General features: G+C 40.0%; 7 protein-coding genes and 1 CRISPR repeat array. All 7 genes read right to left on the reverse strand.

The genetic code is table 11. The annotated features are described in order from the left end of the window. The first annotated feature begins 14 nt into the window (after window positions 1-14). Window positions 15-10524: direct repeats of the CRISPR family, unit length 30 nt; unit sequence ATTTCAATTCCACTATGGTGCGGTTGGGAG. Window positions 10525-10750: 226 nt separating this feature from the next. Then, entirely contained in the window at window positions 10751-11014 is a 264-nt protein-coding gene (gene cas2, locus ALKIM_RS0112175) for a CRISPR-associated endonuclease Cas2 (RefSeq protein WP_026474891.1), read from the reverse strand. 363 nt (window positions 11015-11377) lie between these two features. After that, window positions 11378-11677, reverse strand: coding sequence for a four helix bundle protein (locus ALKIM_RS18445; protein WP_044117926.1), 300 nt, complete (start codon window positions 11675-11677; stop codon window positions 11378-11380). A 230-nt stretch (window positions 11678-11907) separates the two neighbouring features. Further along, complete coding sequence (gene cas1b / locus ALKIM_RS0112185; RefSeq protein ID WP_026474892.1) at window positions 11908-12909, reverse strand: type I-B CRISPR-associated endonuclease Cas1b; 1002 nt, start codon at window positions 12907-12909, stop codon at window positions 11908-11910. A 387-nt stretch (window positions 12910-13296) separates the two neighbouring features. Continuing rightward, window positions 13297-13806 (reverse strand): CRISPR-associated protein Cas4, encoded by a 510-nt coding sequence (gene cas4 / locus ALKIM_RS0112190; RefSeq protein WP_026474893.1) that lies wholly within the window; start codon window positions 13804-13806, stop codon window positions 13297-13299. Between the two features lie 220 nt (window positions 13807-14026). Continuing rightward, window positions 14027-16699 carry a CRISPR-associated helicase/endonuclease Cas3 gene (locus tag ALKIM_RS0112200; RefSeq protein WP_026474894.1) on the reverse strand — a complete coding sequence of 891 codons (2673 nt, stop codon included), beginning with the start codon at window positions 16697-16699 and terminating at the stop codon, window positions 14027-14029. After that, window positions 16680-17477 (reverse strand): CRISPR-associated protein Cas5, encoded by a 798-nt coding sequence (locus tag ALKIM_RS0112205; protein WP_026474895.1) that lies wholly within the window; start codon window positions 17475-17477, stop codon window positions 16680-16682. Before ALKIM_RS0112205 ends, ALKIM_RS0112200 begins: the two co-directional genes overlap by 20 nt. Further along, complete coding sequence (locus ALKIM_RS0112210; protein WP_026474896.1) at window positions 17477-18499, reverse strand: PDDEXK nuclease domain-containing protein; 1023 nt, start codon at window positions 18497-18499, stop codon at window positions 17477-17479. The genes ALKIM_RS0112205 and ALKIM_RS0112210 overlap by 1 nt, the downstream gene beginning before the upstream one ends. Between the last annotated feature and the right edge of the window lie 3 nt (window positions 18500-18502).

The raw sequence follows: 18502 nt of genomic DNA on the forward strand, positions 1-18502 counted from the left end.
GGAGATGAACACCAATTTCAATTCCACTATGGTGCGGTTGGGAGAAAATTCATTTTCTTCTGATTGATGGATTATTAGATTTCAATTCCACTATGGTGCGGTTGGGAGCCTTGCATATTTTCAATTACATCACTTTCAAAAAATTTCAATTCCACTATGGTGCGGTTGGGAGGAAGTGACAGTGGATATGTCAGCATAGAGAGAACCTTATTTCAATTCCACTATGGTGCGGTTGGGAGTCTCTTCCGCTTCAAGTGCCATTTTTTGAGATAGTTCATTTCAATTCCACTATGGTGCGGTTGGGAGAAACTTACATACAAATGCTTGAAGATAAAAAGACTTTATTTCAATTCCACTATGGTGCGGTTGGGAGCTGGACGGCTAAAAGAACAAAGCGCATTGTTGAACTATTTCAATTCCACTATGGTGCGGTTGGGAGCGATGAGGCGCGGCAATATGAGGAGATGAACACCAATTTCAATTCCACTATGGTGCGGTTGGGAGAAAATTCATTTTCTTCTGATTGATGGATTATTAGATTTCAATTCCACTATGGTGCGGTTGGGAGCCTTGCATATTTTCAATTACATCACTTTCAAAAAATTTCAATTCCACTATGGTGCGGTTGGGAGCAACCGTTAGATAATTATCCGCAGTGGTCTGGCTTCATTTCAATTCCACTATGGTGCGGTTGGGAGGCGGGTTTGACGACGAGGATCTAAAAGCTTTTGGCATATTTCAATTCCACTATGGTGCGGTTGGGAGAGAAGAAATGTGTAAATACATTGACACGATGCATAAATTTCAATTCCACTATGGTGCGGTTGGGAGGAAGTGACAGTGGATATGTCAGCATAGAGAGAACCTTATTTCAATTCCACTATGGTGCGGTTGGGAGTCTCTTCCGCTTCAAGTGCCATTTTTTGAGATAGTTCATTTCAATTCCACTATGGTGCGGTTGGGAGAAACTTACATACAAATGCTTGAAGATAAAAAGACTTTATTTCAATTCCACTATGGTGCGGTTGGGAGCGATGAGGCGCGGCAATATGAGGAGATGAACACCAATTTCAATTCCACTATGGTGCGGTTGGGAGAAAATTCATTTTCTTCTGATTGATGGATTATTAGATTTCAATTCCACTATGGTGCGGTTGGGAGCGAAGGTGAAGCTTCCTACAGTGCCTGCCAATCCGCATTTCAATTCCACTATGGTGCGGTTGGGAGTCTGCGTTGCCATATTCGGTTAAACATCGGATCCTTATTTCAATTCCACTATGGTGCGGTTGGGAGTTATTCACTATGTGATGCTCAACCTCGACTTCCATATTTCAATTCCACTATGGTGCGGTTGGGAGCCTACAAAAAGAAGTATGTGCATGTATTGAACACAGATTTCAATTCCACTATGGTGCGGTTGGGAGTTGTCACGGTAGAAGGGTTCAAGCTTGTTCCATCATTTCAATTCCACTATGGTGCGGTTGGGAGTCTTCATGTACACGCCATCCCCTTCACGGCTCCCCATTTCAATTCCACTATGGTGCGGTTGGGAGCGTGCGATCCTACCATCTGTTGAATATTGAAAGTATATTTCAATTCCACTATGGTGCGGTTGGGAGTCTGCGTTGCCATATTCGGTTAAACATCGGATCCTTATTTCAATTCCACTATGGTGCGGTTGGGAGAGCGCGAGACTACAATCAACAGAAGCCAATATGTAAATTTCAATTCCACTATGGTGCGGTTGGGAGACAACACGCGTTATAAAAAATTGCCGTTGAAGTGATTTCAATTCCACTATGGTGCGGTTGGGAGGATGTAATTCATCACCGTGCTCTCACTCACAATAATATTTCAATTCCACTATGGTGCGGTTGGGAGCCACGTAAGGACACATTGACGCCGCAACTGCGTAATTTCAATTCCACTATGGTGCGGTTGGGAGCAGGATAAGCTCCCGTCTCCTTGCTGGAGATTTCACGATTTCAATTCCACTATGGTGCGGTTGGGAGCGCCATTCCTGCGGGACATAATGTGCGTTTTATCGAATTTCAATTCCACTATGGTGCGGTTGGGAGAATCAGACGACAATCAATATCGACGGGGTGTCCACATTTCAATTCCACTATGGTGCGGTTGGGAGATTAATCGTTGTGGCGTGTATGCTTCGCAAAACGACATTTCAATTCCACTATGGTGCGGTTGGGAGAGCACAAAGCAAGTATGTGAGCAAGTTTGACAAGAATTTCAATTCCACTATGGTGCGGTTGGGAGTATTCAGTTGAAAGTCAGTCAGGTGATAATGAGGATATTTCAATTCCACTATGGTGCGGTTGGGAGGGAATTGACATGGAACGATTATCTATTGTAATGAATTTCAATTCCACTATGGTGCGGTTGGGAGAATTATAGCTTTTTATATTTTGGTGTCTGTGTTGAAATTTCAATTCCACTATGGTGCGGTTGGGAGGAGCGCGCGCATTAGTAAAGTATTGATTAGTACCTTCATTTCAATTCCACTATGGTGCGGTTGGGAGTATGACATCGGATGAATATCTGGAGATGTGGTATGAAATTTCAATTCCACTATGGTGCGGTTGGGAGAAAGAGCGTCGCTCTAATTTCCCATCTGACAGAAGAAATTTCAATTCCACTATGGTGCGGTTGGGAGTATTGTTGACGCTGATTTAGGCACTTTGTCGGGCAAATTTCAATTCCACTATGGTGCGGTTGGGAGTATGAAGCGTGGCCCCTTGCGTATCCGCATTCATGATTTCAATTCCACTATGGTGCGGTTGGGAGAGCTCCCGAGCTAAATGTTAGATTGCCTCCGAAGGATTTCAATTCCACTATGGTGCGGTTGGGAGGATTTATTCCAAATCCCCGGAATGTGCACATCCTTGATTTCAATTCCACTATGGTGCGGTTGGGAGTCGGCTTGCGCCCACGCTTTACAACAGGTTTTTCTTATTTCAATTCCACTATGGTGCGGTTGGGAGAACGCAGCAGTTAAATTTGAATTTATCGTTTGAGTATTTCAATTCCACTATGGTGCGGTTGGGAGGGTGTAATGTCTGATTTCTTTTGGACAATTAAAGAATTTCAATTCCACTATGGTGCGGTTGGGAGACTGTCAATGTATTTATCCCAAACCGCTTTTTCTGAATTTCAATTCCACTATGGTGCGGTTGGGAGGAATTGCAATGTTCGAAACATAAATTCATTCGTGAATTTCAATTCCACTATGGTGCGGTTGGGAGCCGACTTGTACGTATTTAACCGTGAGCGCAAACAAAATTTCAATTCCACTATGGTGCGGTTGGGAGTGGTGGCTTTGTTGCCTGCCCGAACCGATACAAGAATTTCAATTCCACTATGGTGCGGTTGGGAGTCTGTCAGATTCGCGCTTATATGCACTTTGAGCGTCAATTTCAATTCCACTATGGTGCGGTTGGGAGTATGCAAGGCCAACTACTTCAATGCCAAAGCGTTTATTTCAATTCCACTATGGTGCGGTTGGGAGTATGCAAGGCCAACTACTTCAATGCCAAAGCGTTTATTTCAATTCCACTATGGTGCGGTTGGGAGAGGGAGCAGATAATTAACAAAATGACACGTATGGGCATTTCAATTCCACTATGGTGCGGTTGGGAGATTAGGGTATTACCATTAACGTGGAGGCGTTCGGAATTTCAATTCCACTATGGTGCGGTTGGGAGAATCAAAAACAATTATTAATAATGTAAATAGTAAGATATTTCAATTCCACTATGGTGCGGTTGGGAGAAAATGAGAAAATTTAATGAAATAATTGAAAGATCAGATTTCAATTCCACTATGGTGCGGTTGGGAGTTGGGCGAGATGTATTACACCAACGCACTGAAAGTCATTTCAATTCCACTATGGTGCGGTTGGGAGTAACTCAATTATGTACATCTACTAAAATAAATAAGATTTCAATTCCACTATGGTGCGGTTGGGAGATGAGTAGAATACCGTTATCCGGTGAGGTAATTGTATTTCAATTCCACTATGGTGCGGTTGGGAGTTCTTAGGAAAAATTCCTAACTTTTATTTTTTACTTATTTCAATTCCACTATGGTGCGGTTGGGAGATATATTCACATACATAGTAAGGCTTTCTTTTGCTATTTCAATTCCACTATGGTGCGGTTGGGAGAAGGTGATAAGATCCTTGATACTCATTTTGGTTCATTTCAATTCCACTATGGTGCGGTTGGGAGCAGCAAAAGCCGCGGAGGCCAGATGGCAGAAGGCTTATTTCAATTCCACTATGGTGCGGTTGGGAGCGTTATCTTAAGGATGTGCAGCGCATAGCAGGCGATTTCAATTCCACTATGGTGCGGTTGGGAGCACATCGCCGTTGACCTTCATCTGACTAAACACGAATTTCAATTCCACTATGGTGCGGTTGGGAGTTTAAGCAAACGAGCGACTTTCTTTTCATACTTTTATTTCAATTCCACTATGGTGCGGTTGGGAGGAAGGGATTGCGCGATCATGCAATTATCACGCTCAATTTCAATTCCACTATGGTGCGGTTGGGAGGCGGTAATCCCGGTTCCAAAAGTAAGCGTCTCAATGCATTTCAATTCCACTATGGTGCGGTTGGGAGTTAATGAGCTAGAGGGAGCTCCGACGTTGAATAGAATATTTCAATTCCACTATGGTGCGGTTGGGAGAAAAGCAACATCTATTGAGGATGCTTCAAAAACATAATTTCAATTCCACTATGGTGCGGTTGGGAGCATTAAAAAAACTATTGCCCTGAAACACACCACCATATTTCAATTCCACTATGGTGCGGTTGGGAGAAATTTTCATATTCTTTAATCCATCTTGAGTACATTTATTTCAATTCCACTATGGTGCGGTTGGGAGACAGGTATCCAATCCAAGACACCAACAGTGCCCTCATTTCAATTCCACTATGGTGCGGTTGGGAGCAGGGAGCTGAATTGATTCACTTGTAGCATTTTTTTATTTCAATTCCACTATGGTGCGGTTGGGAGTGAATGTGTCAAACAGGATGCACGTCTTAATTAAATATTTCAATTCCACTATGGTGCGGTTGGGAGGGAATTCCTTCGAGTCTTTCGGTTGTTTCGTAATGCCATTTCAATTCCACTATGGTGCGGTTGGGAGAGTTAATTGGGATAAAGTAGTTTCTGCTTTGAAAAAATTTCAATTCCACTATGGTGCGGTTGGGAGACCCATCTGAAAACAGGAACGACCTCGCCGTCTGGAATTTCAATTCCACTATGGTGCGGTTGGGAGTGCCTTCGTGCTCTTCTTCCATTCGGTTGATCCGCAATTTCAATTCCACTATGGTGCGGTTGGGAGAGTCTGGCGGCTTTTTCAGCCGTCAGCGAAACACATTTCAATTCCACTATGGTGCGGTTGGGAGCCTTCTCTGTAACACAAAATGAAGTGGTAATAGGTATTTCAATTCCACTATGGTGCGGTTGGGAGCACGATACTGGCAAGGCGATACTTGTCCGTATCAAATTTCAATTCCACTATGGTGCGGTTGGGAGTACTTCTTCTTCCTGTGATTGAATCCACTGGTAAGGTATTTCAATTCCACTATGGTGCGGTTGGGAGTGCTCAAGCTCTTTGTTTACGCATGATTTGACTTTATTTCAATTCCACTATGGTGCGGTTGGGAGCAGGATAGGATAACTTCAACGGTACGCCATAACAATTTCAATTCCACTATGGTGCGGTTGGGAGAATGATTTCACCTGTGCCTCTTAGCTCTTCATCGTTATTTCAATTCCACTATGGTGCGGTTGGGAGTATCACTTTCGCTTCTGTCACCGCCCAAAAATATCATTTCAATTCCACTATGGTGCGGTTGGGAGGCAGCACCAAACATGTTTATTTCTTGTGCTATCAATTTCAATTCCACTATGGTGCGGTTGGGAGGCCGGTTCAGATCCAATCAAATGGAGTTTCATTGAGATTTCAATTCCACTATGGTGCGGTTGGGAGTTCCCATTCATGGTTTCTTAACCAAAGAAGGTACCATTTCAATTCCACTATGGTGCGGTTGGGAGTTATCTGAAAAATCAGCTTATCGGATAATATTGAAATTTCAATTCCACTATGGTGCGGTTGGGAGAAAAAGCACGGTTTATAACACTATGTTTATGCAATATTTCAATTCCACTATGGTGCGGTTGGGAGATCGTTCAGCATGTCATAGTTCAGCACTGTGGCGCATTTCAATTCCACTATGGTGCGGTTGGGAGGTTAACTGCAAGCTTAAAGACCGTGCTTAAAAGGTATTTCAATTCCACTATGGTGCGGTTGGGAGCGAATAATCAAATAATTTACAGAACTCCAAAACAGATTTCAATTCCACTATGGTGCGGTTGGGAGAAAATGAAACATGAAACTCGACAAAGTTTCTAAATCATTTCAATTCCACTATGGTGCGGTTGGGAGACCGCGCCCCAGCTCACCAATAAGGTCCTGAGTATATTTCAATTCCACTATGGTGCGGTTGGGAGTTTTGCGGTTTTGATTAAAATTAGGTGCTTTTAGTATTTCAATTCCACTATGGTGCGGTTGGGAGCGGCAGGTTTCTCTTTTTGAAAAATCTCAGAATCATTTCAATTCCACTATGGTGCGGTTGGGAGGGCTTGAATTTGCAGGATTACAACGCAATAGTCTTTATTTCAATTCCACTATGGTGCGGTTGGGAGCACGTGGGAGATAACGCGCACTAATGAGGCAGAGCATTTCAATTCCACTATGGTGCGGTTGGGAGCCTGCTCTACCTTTGCCTCTGCCTTTGCCTGCACATATTTCAATTCCACTATGGTGCGGTTGGGAGCACCATGTGCACACGCCACCAGCCATTCAATTACTCAATTTCAATTCCACTATGGTGCGGTTGGGAGTTTGTAGCTGTGAAAATACAGAACGCATAGATGTATTTCAATTCCACTATGGTGCGGTTGGGAGAATTCCCTTGGCGTAATAGAGGTTTTTTGGAGCCAATTTCAATTCCACTATGGTGCGGTTGGGAGCGGGGTTTTTTCTCTGAAGATATGGCAGATGGAAATCAATTTCAATTCCACTATGGTGCGGTTGGGAGAACAAGCTTTAAACGGTAAAATTATTGTAAGTGAAATTTCAATTCCACTATGGTGCGGTTGGGAGCCGGACGACCCCAAGCGGCAGGGGATTCATCACATTAATTTCAATTCCACTATGGTGCGGTTGGGAGTGTTGATTTCGCCAGCCTGCTGAACCTGCTTGGTTATTTCAATTCCACTATGGTGCGGTTGGGAGAAGCTTTTCACAACAGTTAAGGGCCGTGAAATGGAGATTTCAATTCCACTATGGTGCGGTTGGGAGATTGTGGAGCAATACAATGTAAACTGGCTTAATAATTTCAATTCCACTATGGTGCGGTTGGGAGACAGAGATGCCGCCAGAACGCTATTCCTTGAAGGAATTTCAATTCCACTATGGTGCGGTTGGGAGAGTCATCCAGCAACTTGTCGAACAATTCCGGATCATATTTCAATTCCACTATGGTGCGGTTGGGAGCGTAAAATTAGAAGAGGTGAGGCGCGCGATAAACAATTTCAATTCCACTATGGTGCGGTTGGGAGACTTTTTTTTTTGCGCCAACAAAAAAGCCCCTGTTTTATTTCAATTCCACTATGGTGCGGTTGGGAGAGATGTCGCCTTCGCGGTTGTCCTGGTTAAATACAAATTTCAATTCCACTATGGTGCGGTTGGGAGATGGAGGCGAAGGCAAAGCGCACGTTTATTTTTTTGATTTCAATTCCACTATGGTGCGGTTGGGAGCGGCCTCCGTTTTTCCCATTCTAGCCAGCTCTATCATTTCAATTCCACTATGGTGCGGTTGGGAGAAAGACCAAGGAGCTCACATACGCTCTTGAAAATGCATTTCAATTCCACTATGGTGCGGTTGGGAGGATTTTTGCTTTCTGAAATGCAACTTTGATTTTTATTTCAATTCCACTATGGTGCGGTTGGGAGAATGACGAAACCATGCTCTTCAAAGAACCTTTTAAATATTTCAATTCCACTATGGTGCGGTTGGGAGAGTTTCCGAAGTTTGAAGCACCTCAGAAATTACAATATTTCAATTCCACTATGGTGCGGTTGGGAGTTTGGTTAAAACCCAAGTTACAAAGGATGTAACGGATTTCAATTCCACTATGGTGCGGTTGGGAGTGGAAACTTATTTTACTAATATGAATTCTTTATTGATTTCAATTCCACTATGGTGCGGTTGGGAGTAATTTAACAACCTCATTAAATGCTCACGATTTTAATTTCAATTCCACTATGGTGCGGTTGGGAGCTTCTTCTCATTACTTTTTGTCCTTTCTCTTTAATTATTTCAATTCCACTATGGTGCGGTTGGGAGTATCTATTTTGAACCTTTATTGAAAGGCTTAAAAGATTTCAATTCCACTATGGTGCGGTTGGGAGTTGCATAGCCTCCTGACCTTGATTCTTTGTTCTTGTATTTCAATTCCACTATGGTGCGGTTGGGAGTCATAATAAGGTGTTTTAGCAATTGAAGGTAAAGTGTATTTCAATTCCACTATGGTGCGGTTGGGAGTAAATACGTTTACTCTATGCATAACAGGTGCAACTAAATTTCAATTCCACTATGGTGCGGTTGGGAGAACCGATAGGAAAATCAGCAGGCTCACACAAGGTTATTTCAATTCCACTATGGTGCGGTTGGGAGTCGATGACATTGAGCAGCGTCACCTTCTTATTGTATTTCAATTCCACTATGGTGCGGTTGGGAGAAAGTGTTGATTTACGCAAAGTATATAGACACTCATTTCAATTCCACTATGGTGCGGTTGGGAGCTTGAATTTGCAGGATTACAACGCAATAGTCTTTATTTCAATTCCACTATGGTGCGGTTGGGAGTTCGTGGATTTGTTTGCGCAGATTGGCAATTTCGTATTTCAATTCCACTATGGTGCGGTTGGGAGGGATCTGAACCGGCTGTATTCAGATAACCGATGTATATTTCAATTCCACTATGGTGCGGTTGGGAGCGCAGTTCTTTCTCTGTTTTGCCACGTGCAAAGCTGTATTTCAATTCCACTATGGTGCGGTTGGGAGCGATACCACAGCTCGCCGCACTGACCACGGAAAGTAAATTTCAATTCCACTATGGTGCGGTTGGGAGGTTGAGTTGATACCGATAGAGAAAGTTGTGCCTAAATTTCAATTCCACTATGGTGCGGTTGGGAGAGGCAAATACAACTCATTAAACAGTATTCTGATAAATTTCAATTCCACTATGGTGCGGTTGGGAGTGACAGAGGGTGATTGGTTAGTTCTGCCTAAAGACATTTCAATTCCACTATGGTGCGGTTGGGAGTGGTATATGGCATAATGATTTGTTTTACATCATTGAATTTCAATTCCACTATGGTGCGGTTGGGAGTCTGGGCGGGCATTGTAAAACCCACAAATTATTAATTTCAATTCCACTATGGTGCGGTTGGGAGCCAAAAGGCTTTCATCCGGTCAACACACCTACATACATTTCAATTCCACTATGGTGCGGTTGGGAGGGCAAAGAGGTTACAGAAGGCATTGTAGATTTATTATTTCAATTCCACTATGGTGCGGTTGGGAGATCAAATCCGGTACAGGTTCAAAGAATGATAGACAATTTCAATTCCACTATGGTGCGGTTGGGAGGACAATGAGGCAAATCTAGCAGGGGGATATATACATTTCAATTCCACTATGGTGCGGTTGGGAGCTCATTGCGGTGAGCATTTTAGATTTGAAATGTTATTTCAATTCCACTATGGTGCGGTTGGGAGTAAAATCAAAGTGGGATTTATCATTAATTACTTGAATTTCAATTCCACTATGGTGCGGTTGGGAGAAACATCAAGTCCTACGACTGATATTCAAATACTAAATTTCAATTCCACTATGGTGCGGTTGGGAGAATGATAAACGAATCTTTTGAGATTGCACAAAATTTATTTCAATTCCACTATGGTGCGGTTGGGAGATTTGGGGATATTTTTCGCTTCCTTTTTTCATTCATTTCAATTCCACTATGGTGCGGTTGGGAGATGTTAATTTTTTACATTTTAAATCGTTAAATAACCCATTTCAATTCCACTATGGTGCGGTTGGGAGTTATTAATCGAGCCTGATAGTTATATCCAGATTGATTTCAATTCCACTATGGTGCGGTTGGGAGGACCAGCAGCTACCAAACGCTGCATTTGAGCCTCATTTCAATTCCACTATGGTGCGGTTGGGAGAGTTGGATTTGCTTCAATGAACTGGCGGTTCAAATTATTTCAATTCCACTATGGTGCGGTTGGGAGAATCGTAAACACTCAGGAAGACTTAGTTTCAATACATTTCAATTCCACTATGGTGCGGTTGGGAGTTTCCGAAGTTTGTAATACCTCAGATATTACAACATTTCAATTCCACTATGGTGCGGTTGGGAGCCGTTGAAATTAATAAAAAAAACAACGGTTTTCTTGGGGTTTACTATTATGTTTTTGTTCTTTTTAATGTTAATAGGTTGTCGATGTCCGATTGTTTAAAAAGTACCGGACATCGACAATATGGTGTATGGTTTTGATTGTTAGTATGTCAAAGAACTTATTGGTGCACAATATGAAAATAGTTTGCCAATTGAGAGCCTGAAAATTTCACATCGACAACCAAGGGTTATATAAAGTTATCAATTTCAGAGCGTTCCTTGCCAATGATTTCTTTGTCAAGCCACTTTTCCTGTCGACTCTTAAAGATAATTAAACTATCTGTTTCCGAATCCATTATTTCTTCCGCTTTATATTTTAATTCGAGTAATTTCACTTCTGTGATTTCCCCTTCAAAAACCGAATTTTGAATCCAATTCAAGTATTTCCGGCAGAGTTTCAGCATTTTTGCTACTCGTTTTTGGTTTACATCGTACATGAGAATTATATACATAGGGGTAGTTGTTTAGCTGTTGAGTTCGTGAGCTGATGAGTTGATGAGGTAAAGAGTGTTGATTAATAGAGTGTTCAGGTTGCTCGCTCTGATAATCTACTTTCCGCTCATCACCTCACTAGCTCATTAGTTATTGAACTCTTGAGTTATTGAGCTGTTAATCTGGCTAACTCACAAGTTCATCTGCTCTCTACCTCATAAGCTGATTAGCTGTTGAACTTCCCACCTCGCCAGTTCATTAAGTCATCAGCTCATCAACTCATCAACTCATCAACTCACTAATTCATTAGCTGGTTAGCTATAGAGTTTAGTTTTTAATGTTTTACGTGTTATTGAGAATACCTTTAATAACTCTTCGGATTCTTATAGTAATTTGCCTAAAGTCTGATTGTTAATGGGTAAAGCGCATTCTGAAAGTAATTCAAGCCAGAATAGGGTTTCATCACACTCTTCTACAACAATACAGAGTTTTGAAAAATACTCCCTTGTGGAACGAGCTCTGCATGCTGCCCGAAAGTTGGCAGCTACCGAAGTCCCTGAGCGTAATAGCTGCTTACCGATAACTTGCGTTTCCGTTGATTTCGATAATCCGGAATAGAACTTTACTATTTCAATCGCAAACAACTTTGTTCGTTCCTCGTACTTTTTGTTATAATCACTCATAATATGCTATTAATTGAACTAGATGATTAACTGCTGAGCTGATGAACTGATGGACTATTGAACTGATGAACGAAAGAGTTATTGAGCCGTTTAACTCACCACCTGTCATCTCACAATTTCATTAGCTCATAACCTCACCAACTCACTAGTTCATTAGTTGTTGAACTGTTGAGTTTTTAAGCTGTTGAACTAATCAACTCACTAACTCATTAGCTCACTAACTCCCCACCTCACCACCACATTTTAAAAGGTTTATACTCTTCAATGCCAAGAAAGTGCTTTGAAAGTTTGTAGCATTCCAGCTTTATCAGGTGCTTGTAACTCACATTTCTATTAAGACTTCTATGTTTGATGGTTTCATTTAACCTGTCTTCAAAGGCCTGAACAAATACCTTTTTGCCATTGGCATTGAGTAGACAACGGTTTAAGTGACGGTCGAAATGCTTCTCTTGCAGCTCTTTTTTGTTGAGCACTTTAAAAATTGTTCTGTCAACCAGTAGCGGTTTGAATATCTCTGCCAAGTCAAGTGCCAAGGAGTACCTACGTTCACCGGGCGTGTGGAGGTAGCTTATAACCGGATTGAGTTGCGTTTGATGTATAGCCCGCAAACATTGACTATAGCACATCATGTTTCCAAATGAGATAAGCGCATTCACTTCGTTTTGGGGAGGTTGTTTGGTACGGTTGCCCATCTCAAAATCATTTACTATCAGGTTGAACGCATCATAATATGTCATTCTGATGTTGCCTTCAACGCCCATTAATTGGTCAATTGCCGATGAATTTGGTATCGATTGTCGTAGGTTTTCAATTTTTTCGATAATCTCAGTCATATCCTTGCCTCTGTTGTGGTAGTATTTCAGGTTTTTAAGAATATTAGAAGATGCCCCATCAACAAACGCATGGGCTATTCTCATCCGTTTCACCAAATCGGTATGATGTGACGTTTGAGCCATGAGCATTCTCCCTGACAGTAGCTGGTCACGAGGCATAAACGAACCGGTATAGTTCTCATAGTAATCGAAAAAATGAACTGCAATGCCGCTTTGTCCCAGAAAGTTGTATAGCGCGCTGTTGGCTGTTAGGGAGCCAAACACATAAAAATCTTCGATGTTTTCAACTGGCAAATATCTGGGCTGACCAACCTTATCGTCAATAATTGGTGTAAATTTTAAAGTATTGTCTTTGCGACTTAACTCGCCCGGATTGAAAAGATAGAAGGTTTTCTTCATAATAAGTGTTTTTAGTTGTTGAGCTGTTGAACTTCCCACCTTGCCAGTTCACTACCTCATAAGCTGATTAGCTGTTGAACTGTTGAGCTAATGAGTAGATAAACTAAATAGTGTTGAGTAATAAAGTGTTCAGGATGCTCTGATACTTTACTTCCCACTCATCACCTCACTAGCTCACTACCTCATAAGCTGATTAGCTGTTGAACTGTTGATCTAATGAGTAGATGAACTAAATAGTGTTGAGTAATACAGTGTTCAGGTTGCTCTGATTCTTTACTTCCCACTCATCACCTCACTAGCTCACTACCTCATAAGCTGATTAGCTGTTGAACTCCCAACCTCGCCAGTTCATTAACTCATCAGCTCATCAACTCTCTACCTCATCAGCTATTCATCCTCCCCGCTAAAGCAAAAATCAAAATACGAACAGTTTTTACATTTGCTCTGGTTTATGCGAGGCGGACATACTTCAGATGTAAGAAGTGACTCTATCTCCAATTTCATTTTTTCAACTAAAGCTTCGTCTTCGTTGGAAAGATCAACATCCATCGTTTTCCTCAGTTTTGGATATTCCAGGATAGCTTTGGCTTCGGGCACCCCATTCTGTTTCAGTACATAGAGATAGTATTTTACTTGCCATTCATGAGCTTCTTTGTGACTTTTACTCTTTTTAATCTCATGTACCACCCGATTTCGGGCGTCATAATAGTCTATTTTTATACCATCCAGTTCAATCTCGGTATATTTTTCCGACCGGAACGGGTAGCTATTTTCATGAATCAGCTTCCCTTCGGCCACCAGCTCGCTGGTATGCTCCATGTTTATGCCATTGGCAAATAGCCATAATTTGCGATGACACACATAGTAATAGTTGAAGTGGGTTCCGGTAATTTGCATAATGCATGTAATGTTATATATGCTTTATCTACACTTTCAAAAGCGCAATTAATAATTTACAACAGGTTATTCTAAGCCTACACTTACAATTCCTTAATTTTGAAATAATCACATGCAATGTTGATTTGCATAAATGTTATCCATCATATCCATATCAAATAGAACATTTCTTAAAGCGCTGGCAATACTAATGTTTTCAAACGAATTGTTTAAGAGCTTTTTATAAAAAAACATCTTCTGTAACGCTCTTCATATCAAACCCGGCCACCTGATCATATTTACCTTTCCAATGAGAAAAATATTTGTAACCATACTGGCTTTTTTCTGCATCAAACTGGCATGAAAGGGCTTTTATCATTTTGGGATAAACAGATATGGTAAACCTGGACATTAGCCCTGTAAGTATTTTGAGTTCAATTTGATTTAAGGTATAATCACTATGTTTGTTCTTGATTATTGAAATATAGCGGTCAAACAGCATTTCACCGGATAGCTTCTTATCTATATTAAGAACATTAATTTTTTCTAAATATTCAAGTTTATCTTCTTTCTCTAGTTCAACATCCAAAGGAATAAATAATTGCTCGCTTTCATATTCGTCAATAAGACGGAATTCATTTGAAATATTCTTAAAATCAAATTGTTTAAAATTGTCAAGATAACTGTCTAATTTGTCGCCATCTGTCCAGTCTGGCTTCAATGCTTCTTGGAACACCTTTTCATACAGTTTGTCGAAGGTTTTATTCTGTAATATTTCCCTGAAATTATTGAATAGGTCTTTATCTTTTTGCTGCTGTATATAGCGTTTATCTTTTCCGTATATCACTTTGGCACTATCGCAATCGAACAAAAACACCTTGCAATCATCTTTCGAGGCGTTGCGGTTTATCCGTCCTGCAAGTTGTTCATCGCTGTCGAGCAACGAACGGTCTTTAAAGCCCAAATCCATATCTATATCAACACCAGCCTCAACTACTTGTGTTGATACGACTAAAACTTTATCGTATTTCACAGCTTTAAGTTCGTTGATAATTGTTTTGCGCTGGGGTTCTAAAATATCACCGGAGATAATAAACAGCTTATAACCTTCAAATTTTTTCTCGTTTTCCACGAGCTTAAAAAATTGAGACGCTGTATTTTTAGTAATAAATTCAACAAGCACTCTAGCTTTACCATGTTTTTCAAAATAGACATCTGCCTGCTCTTTCACAAAGGTTGCAAGCATACTTATATAGTTTGGTTTGTCGATGTTCTTAAAATCAGCATTATCGAGCAGCGAAAAGTCAAATTCAATACGTCCGGCAAAATTTTTATTGGTGAAATAATGATGTTTATTCGGAGTAAGACTCACAAATGTACCTTTTGCTGTTTCACTTAAAGCATCAATCTTTGGCAAGGTTGCCGACATTATTATAAATCTTATATTGAATAAGGGAGCATAATGCTCAATAAAATACAAGATTTTGTCCCAATGTTTCGGGTTGTATGTCTGCAACTCGTCAATCACTACCACAGAATTGCACAATCGGTGAAGAAGATAGTTAGATTCTTTGCTATTGCCTTTCAGAATCTCAAAAAAACGCACATGGGAAGTAACGCAGAATGGATAATTAACAAATAGATTATCGAGGTATAAGCGTTTTTCTTTCCCGTACGTGGCATCTACTTCTGCGCATGTTCTATTGCTTTCATGAAAACCGGCTTTTGAATGTAGCTGAATTATTTCATTGTTTGTCAGCCCAATAGTTTCTTGAATTGCCTGAAAGGTTTGTGTAATAAGCGTGGTGAACGGAAACACATAAAATATTTTGTTCAGGCTTTTATCTGTTTTCAACAATTCGGTAATACATGCCAGTGAAAGATTAGTTTTTCCAGCCCCAGTTGGTGCTTCTATATAATACCAGTGGCTATCGGAATTTTGCTTTAATGAAGAAATCACTTCTGCATTGAGCTTTTGCCGCAAAAAATTTAGGTTTGCCCTATTTCGTTCCTGAAGTTCTGTAAATGGTTTATTTTGAAACTCCTCGAACCTTTCAAATAGTTCCTTATTGTAGGATTTGGTTGAATAGAAATTGGTTGTTATTTTTTCTTTGAGTTCATTATTTAAAACTCCGAAATCATCAACTTGCATGTCAGCCATATAATCGTTTGTTGCATAATAGTCGCAGGCTGTAAGAAGTGAGTAGCTGAGTTTGAGGAGCGCGAAAAGACTAAAGTACGTTTTAGTATCTGCTTTAGCGGTGAATTCATTTATTATATCGTCAAAACTTTCATAAAAGCTAATGCTGCAATCAGAATTCAACAAAATTTTATAAACATCTAAAAATTGATATGATTCTTCAACAATCTTAATGTTAAACTCCTTTTCAAAACCTATAAATGGTGAATGATGACTGTTTATTGAACATCCAAAAGCAATAACTATGAAATACAAAAAAGTCTTATCATTCTCATTAACACTGTCATCTTCAAGTATTTGTTCGAAATAATAGTTGCTAAAAATATAACTGCCTAAAAATGAATGATAGTGCTTTTGTTCAAGAGCTTGTTTTTGGAAATCCTTGTTCTGCATTTTTTCAACTTGAAAATTCGGGTTAATTTTTCCCAAATCATGTAAAACGACAGAGTTAAAGAAAATAGCTTTACAATAGTTGCTAACTTCGGTGCTGTTTATGCTGGCTGCTTCGCACAATACCTTTATTGCATTATCTGCAATAGTTTCAATGTTCTGATTTACTGCAATTTTGCCAAGGTATTTTAAAACAAGCTCTGAATGTTCCTTTAAAGTTTCATCACGTTTGGAGTCAGAAATATGAGCCAAATACCTATCCCCTGCCGTATCAAAAAGCTTCAAGGCTTTTTTAGTTATATTACTAAAAGAGTTGTATAACATATTTCTCTGTACTTAATAATTGGAAAGATTCTGTTGGAGAATAATCTTCTCTTAGTTCATGGTTTGTATAGGCAAAAGCTTTATAATCATATTGAAATAAAGGAGCTCCCAAGTATAAATGAGGCAAATTCTCAAAATACATAAACGGTAAATTATTTAAGTCTTTCCTTTTGCCCGGGATAAAACGCGGCCTTGCTTTTCCATCTTTTACCGCTTCTTCTTTTACAAACAAAGAATTAATAATAAAATCACCCTCTGGTTTGAAATCAGAGTATGCAAGCTCACGGGCATTCTCCCACCAAAGCGAATGTTCATTTTTCCCCAAGTACGGAACATATTCAGATTTGTAGCTCAGTATATTATCATACAGTATTTTCTGTTCTTCTATTTCAGTATCAAGCAAAACAAAACATCTAAAGGCTGGAGCAATAAGAGTTTGTTCCGAAACCATAAGATTTCCACCAGTTTCTTCACTTGCCATGCCTGTGCTGTTATTGTACTTGATTATGGTTTTCGAGAAATTGCCGTTTTCGTGATATTTCTTTTCCGTATCATCGTTCAATGGCATAAAGCTAAGCTTAACATGATTCAATTTTTCGTAATACTTAGGCAACTCACCGTTTTTCATAAAGCCTTTCATTCCTGCTATTGCTCCGAGTATTCCCAGCAATGCGGGTTTGTGAAGCATGTTGAAAGTAAGATATACTGGTTCGTTTGTATCGGGTTTTTTCAGCATCCCGAAATCGGCTCTTAGGTCGAATGAAAGAAGTTTGTTCATTATTTTCTTGTTAATTGATATTCAACACGGGGTTCTTCTAATGTAAAAAACTCATCTAGTTTCTGTTCAAGCAGCTTTTTGTCAATTAGCTGTGTCTCGTACTTTGCAACCATTGTTGGTGAAACAGACCTATTAAGAGCATATTGCACAACTTGTGTGTCGTGGTTTTTACAGAGAATAATACCAACACTTGGTTTTTCGTGTTCCTTTTTCACATCATTGTCCAATGCTTCCAAATAGAACTCCATTTTGCCCATATATTCCGGTTTGAAATCTGTTATTTTTAAATCGAAAACCACCAGGCACTGCAATTCACGGTGGTAGAAAAGCAAATCCACATAAAAGTCCTTATTACCAACCTGCAAACGGTACTCTTCGCCCACTAATGCAAAATCTTTCCCGAATTCAATAACAAATTCTTTTAGGTTTTTCACAATAGCTTTTCTAAAATCTTTCTCGGAATGATGTTTTGGCAATGATAGAAAATCAAGCAAATAGATATCTCTAAGATTACGTTCAGCAGCAGGATGCAATTCTCTCAGCACTGCTGAGAGAAATTGATTGTTTGTGATTGATCGCTCAAACAAACCGCTATCAATCTGGCGTTCGAGCTCTCTAGAACTATATTTTTCTTGAATTGCTAGCCTTAAATAGAATTCCCGTTCCTGATTGTTGTTTGATTTCGATAAAACAAGCAAATTATTAGTCCAACTTAATTCTCTCACCAGTGGTGAGAGAATTACATTATCGCTGTATGTAGCGTAAAACTGTTTCATACGCCAGATGTTCTGAGCAGAAAATCCTTTGCTATCGGGTTCGTTCTTTAAAATATAATCAGACAATTTCTGAACAACCGACTTCCCCCATTCGCTTGACTTAATTTTATTATGTACATAAGCCCCAATTTGCCAATATAAATCAATGAGTGCGGTATTTACCGAATGGTAAATCCGTTGCTTAGTCGTAATAATTAAGCTTTGAATTTCGGAAAATTGTTGGTTGTAGTTTTTTATTGCTGTCATACT

This window comes from Alkaliflexus imshenetskii DSM 15055 (assembly GCF_000517065.1).
GTDB lineage: Bacteria > Bacteroidota > Bacteroidia > Bacteroidales > Marinilabiliaceae > Alkaliflexus > Alkaliflexus imshenetskii.

Coding starts and splice junctions, on each gene's coding strand:
- cas2 (WP_026474891.1), bottom strand. CDS start 11,014: ATGTATATAATTCTCATGTACGATGTAAACCAAAAACGAGTAGCAAAA.
- ALKIM_RS18445 (WP_044117926.1), bottom strand. CDS start 11,677: ATGAGTGATTATAACAAAAAGTACGAGGAACGAACAAAGTTGTTTGCG.
- cas1b (WP_026474892.1), bottom strand. CDS start 12,909: ATGAAGAAAACCTTCTATCTTTTCAATCCGGGCGAGTTAAGTCGCAAA.
- cas4 (WP_026474893.1), bottom strand. CDS start 13,806: ATGCAAATTACCGGAACCCACTTCAACTATTACTATGTGTGTCATCGC.
- ALKIM_RS0112200 (WP_026474894.1), bottom strand. CDS start 16,699: ATGTTATACAACTCTTTTAGTAATATAACTAAAAAAGCCTTGAAGCTT.
- ALKIM_RS0112205 (WP_026474895.1), bottom strand. CDS start 17,477: ATGAACAAACTTCTTTCATTCGACCTAAGAGCCGATTTCGGGATGCTG.
- ALKIM_RS0112210 (WP_026474896.1), bottom strand. CDS start 18,499: ATGACAGCAATAAAAAACTACAACCAACAATTTTCCGAAATTCAAAGC.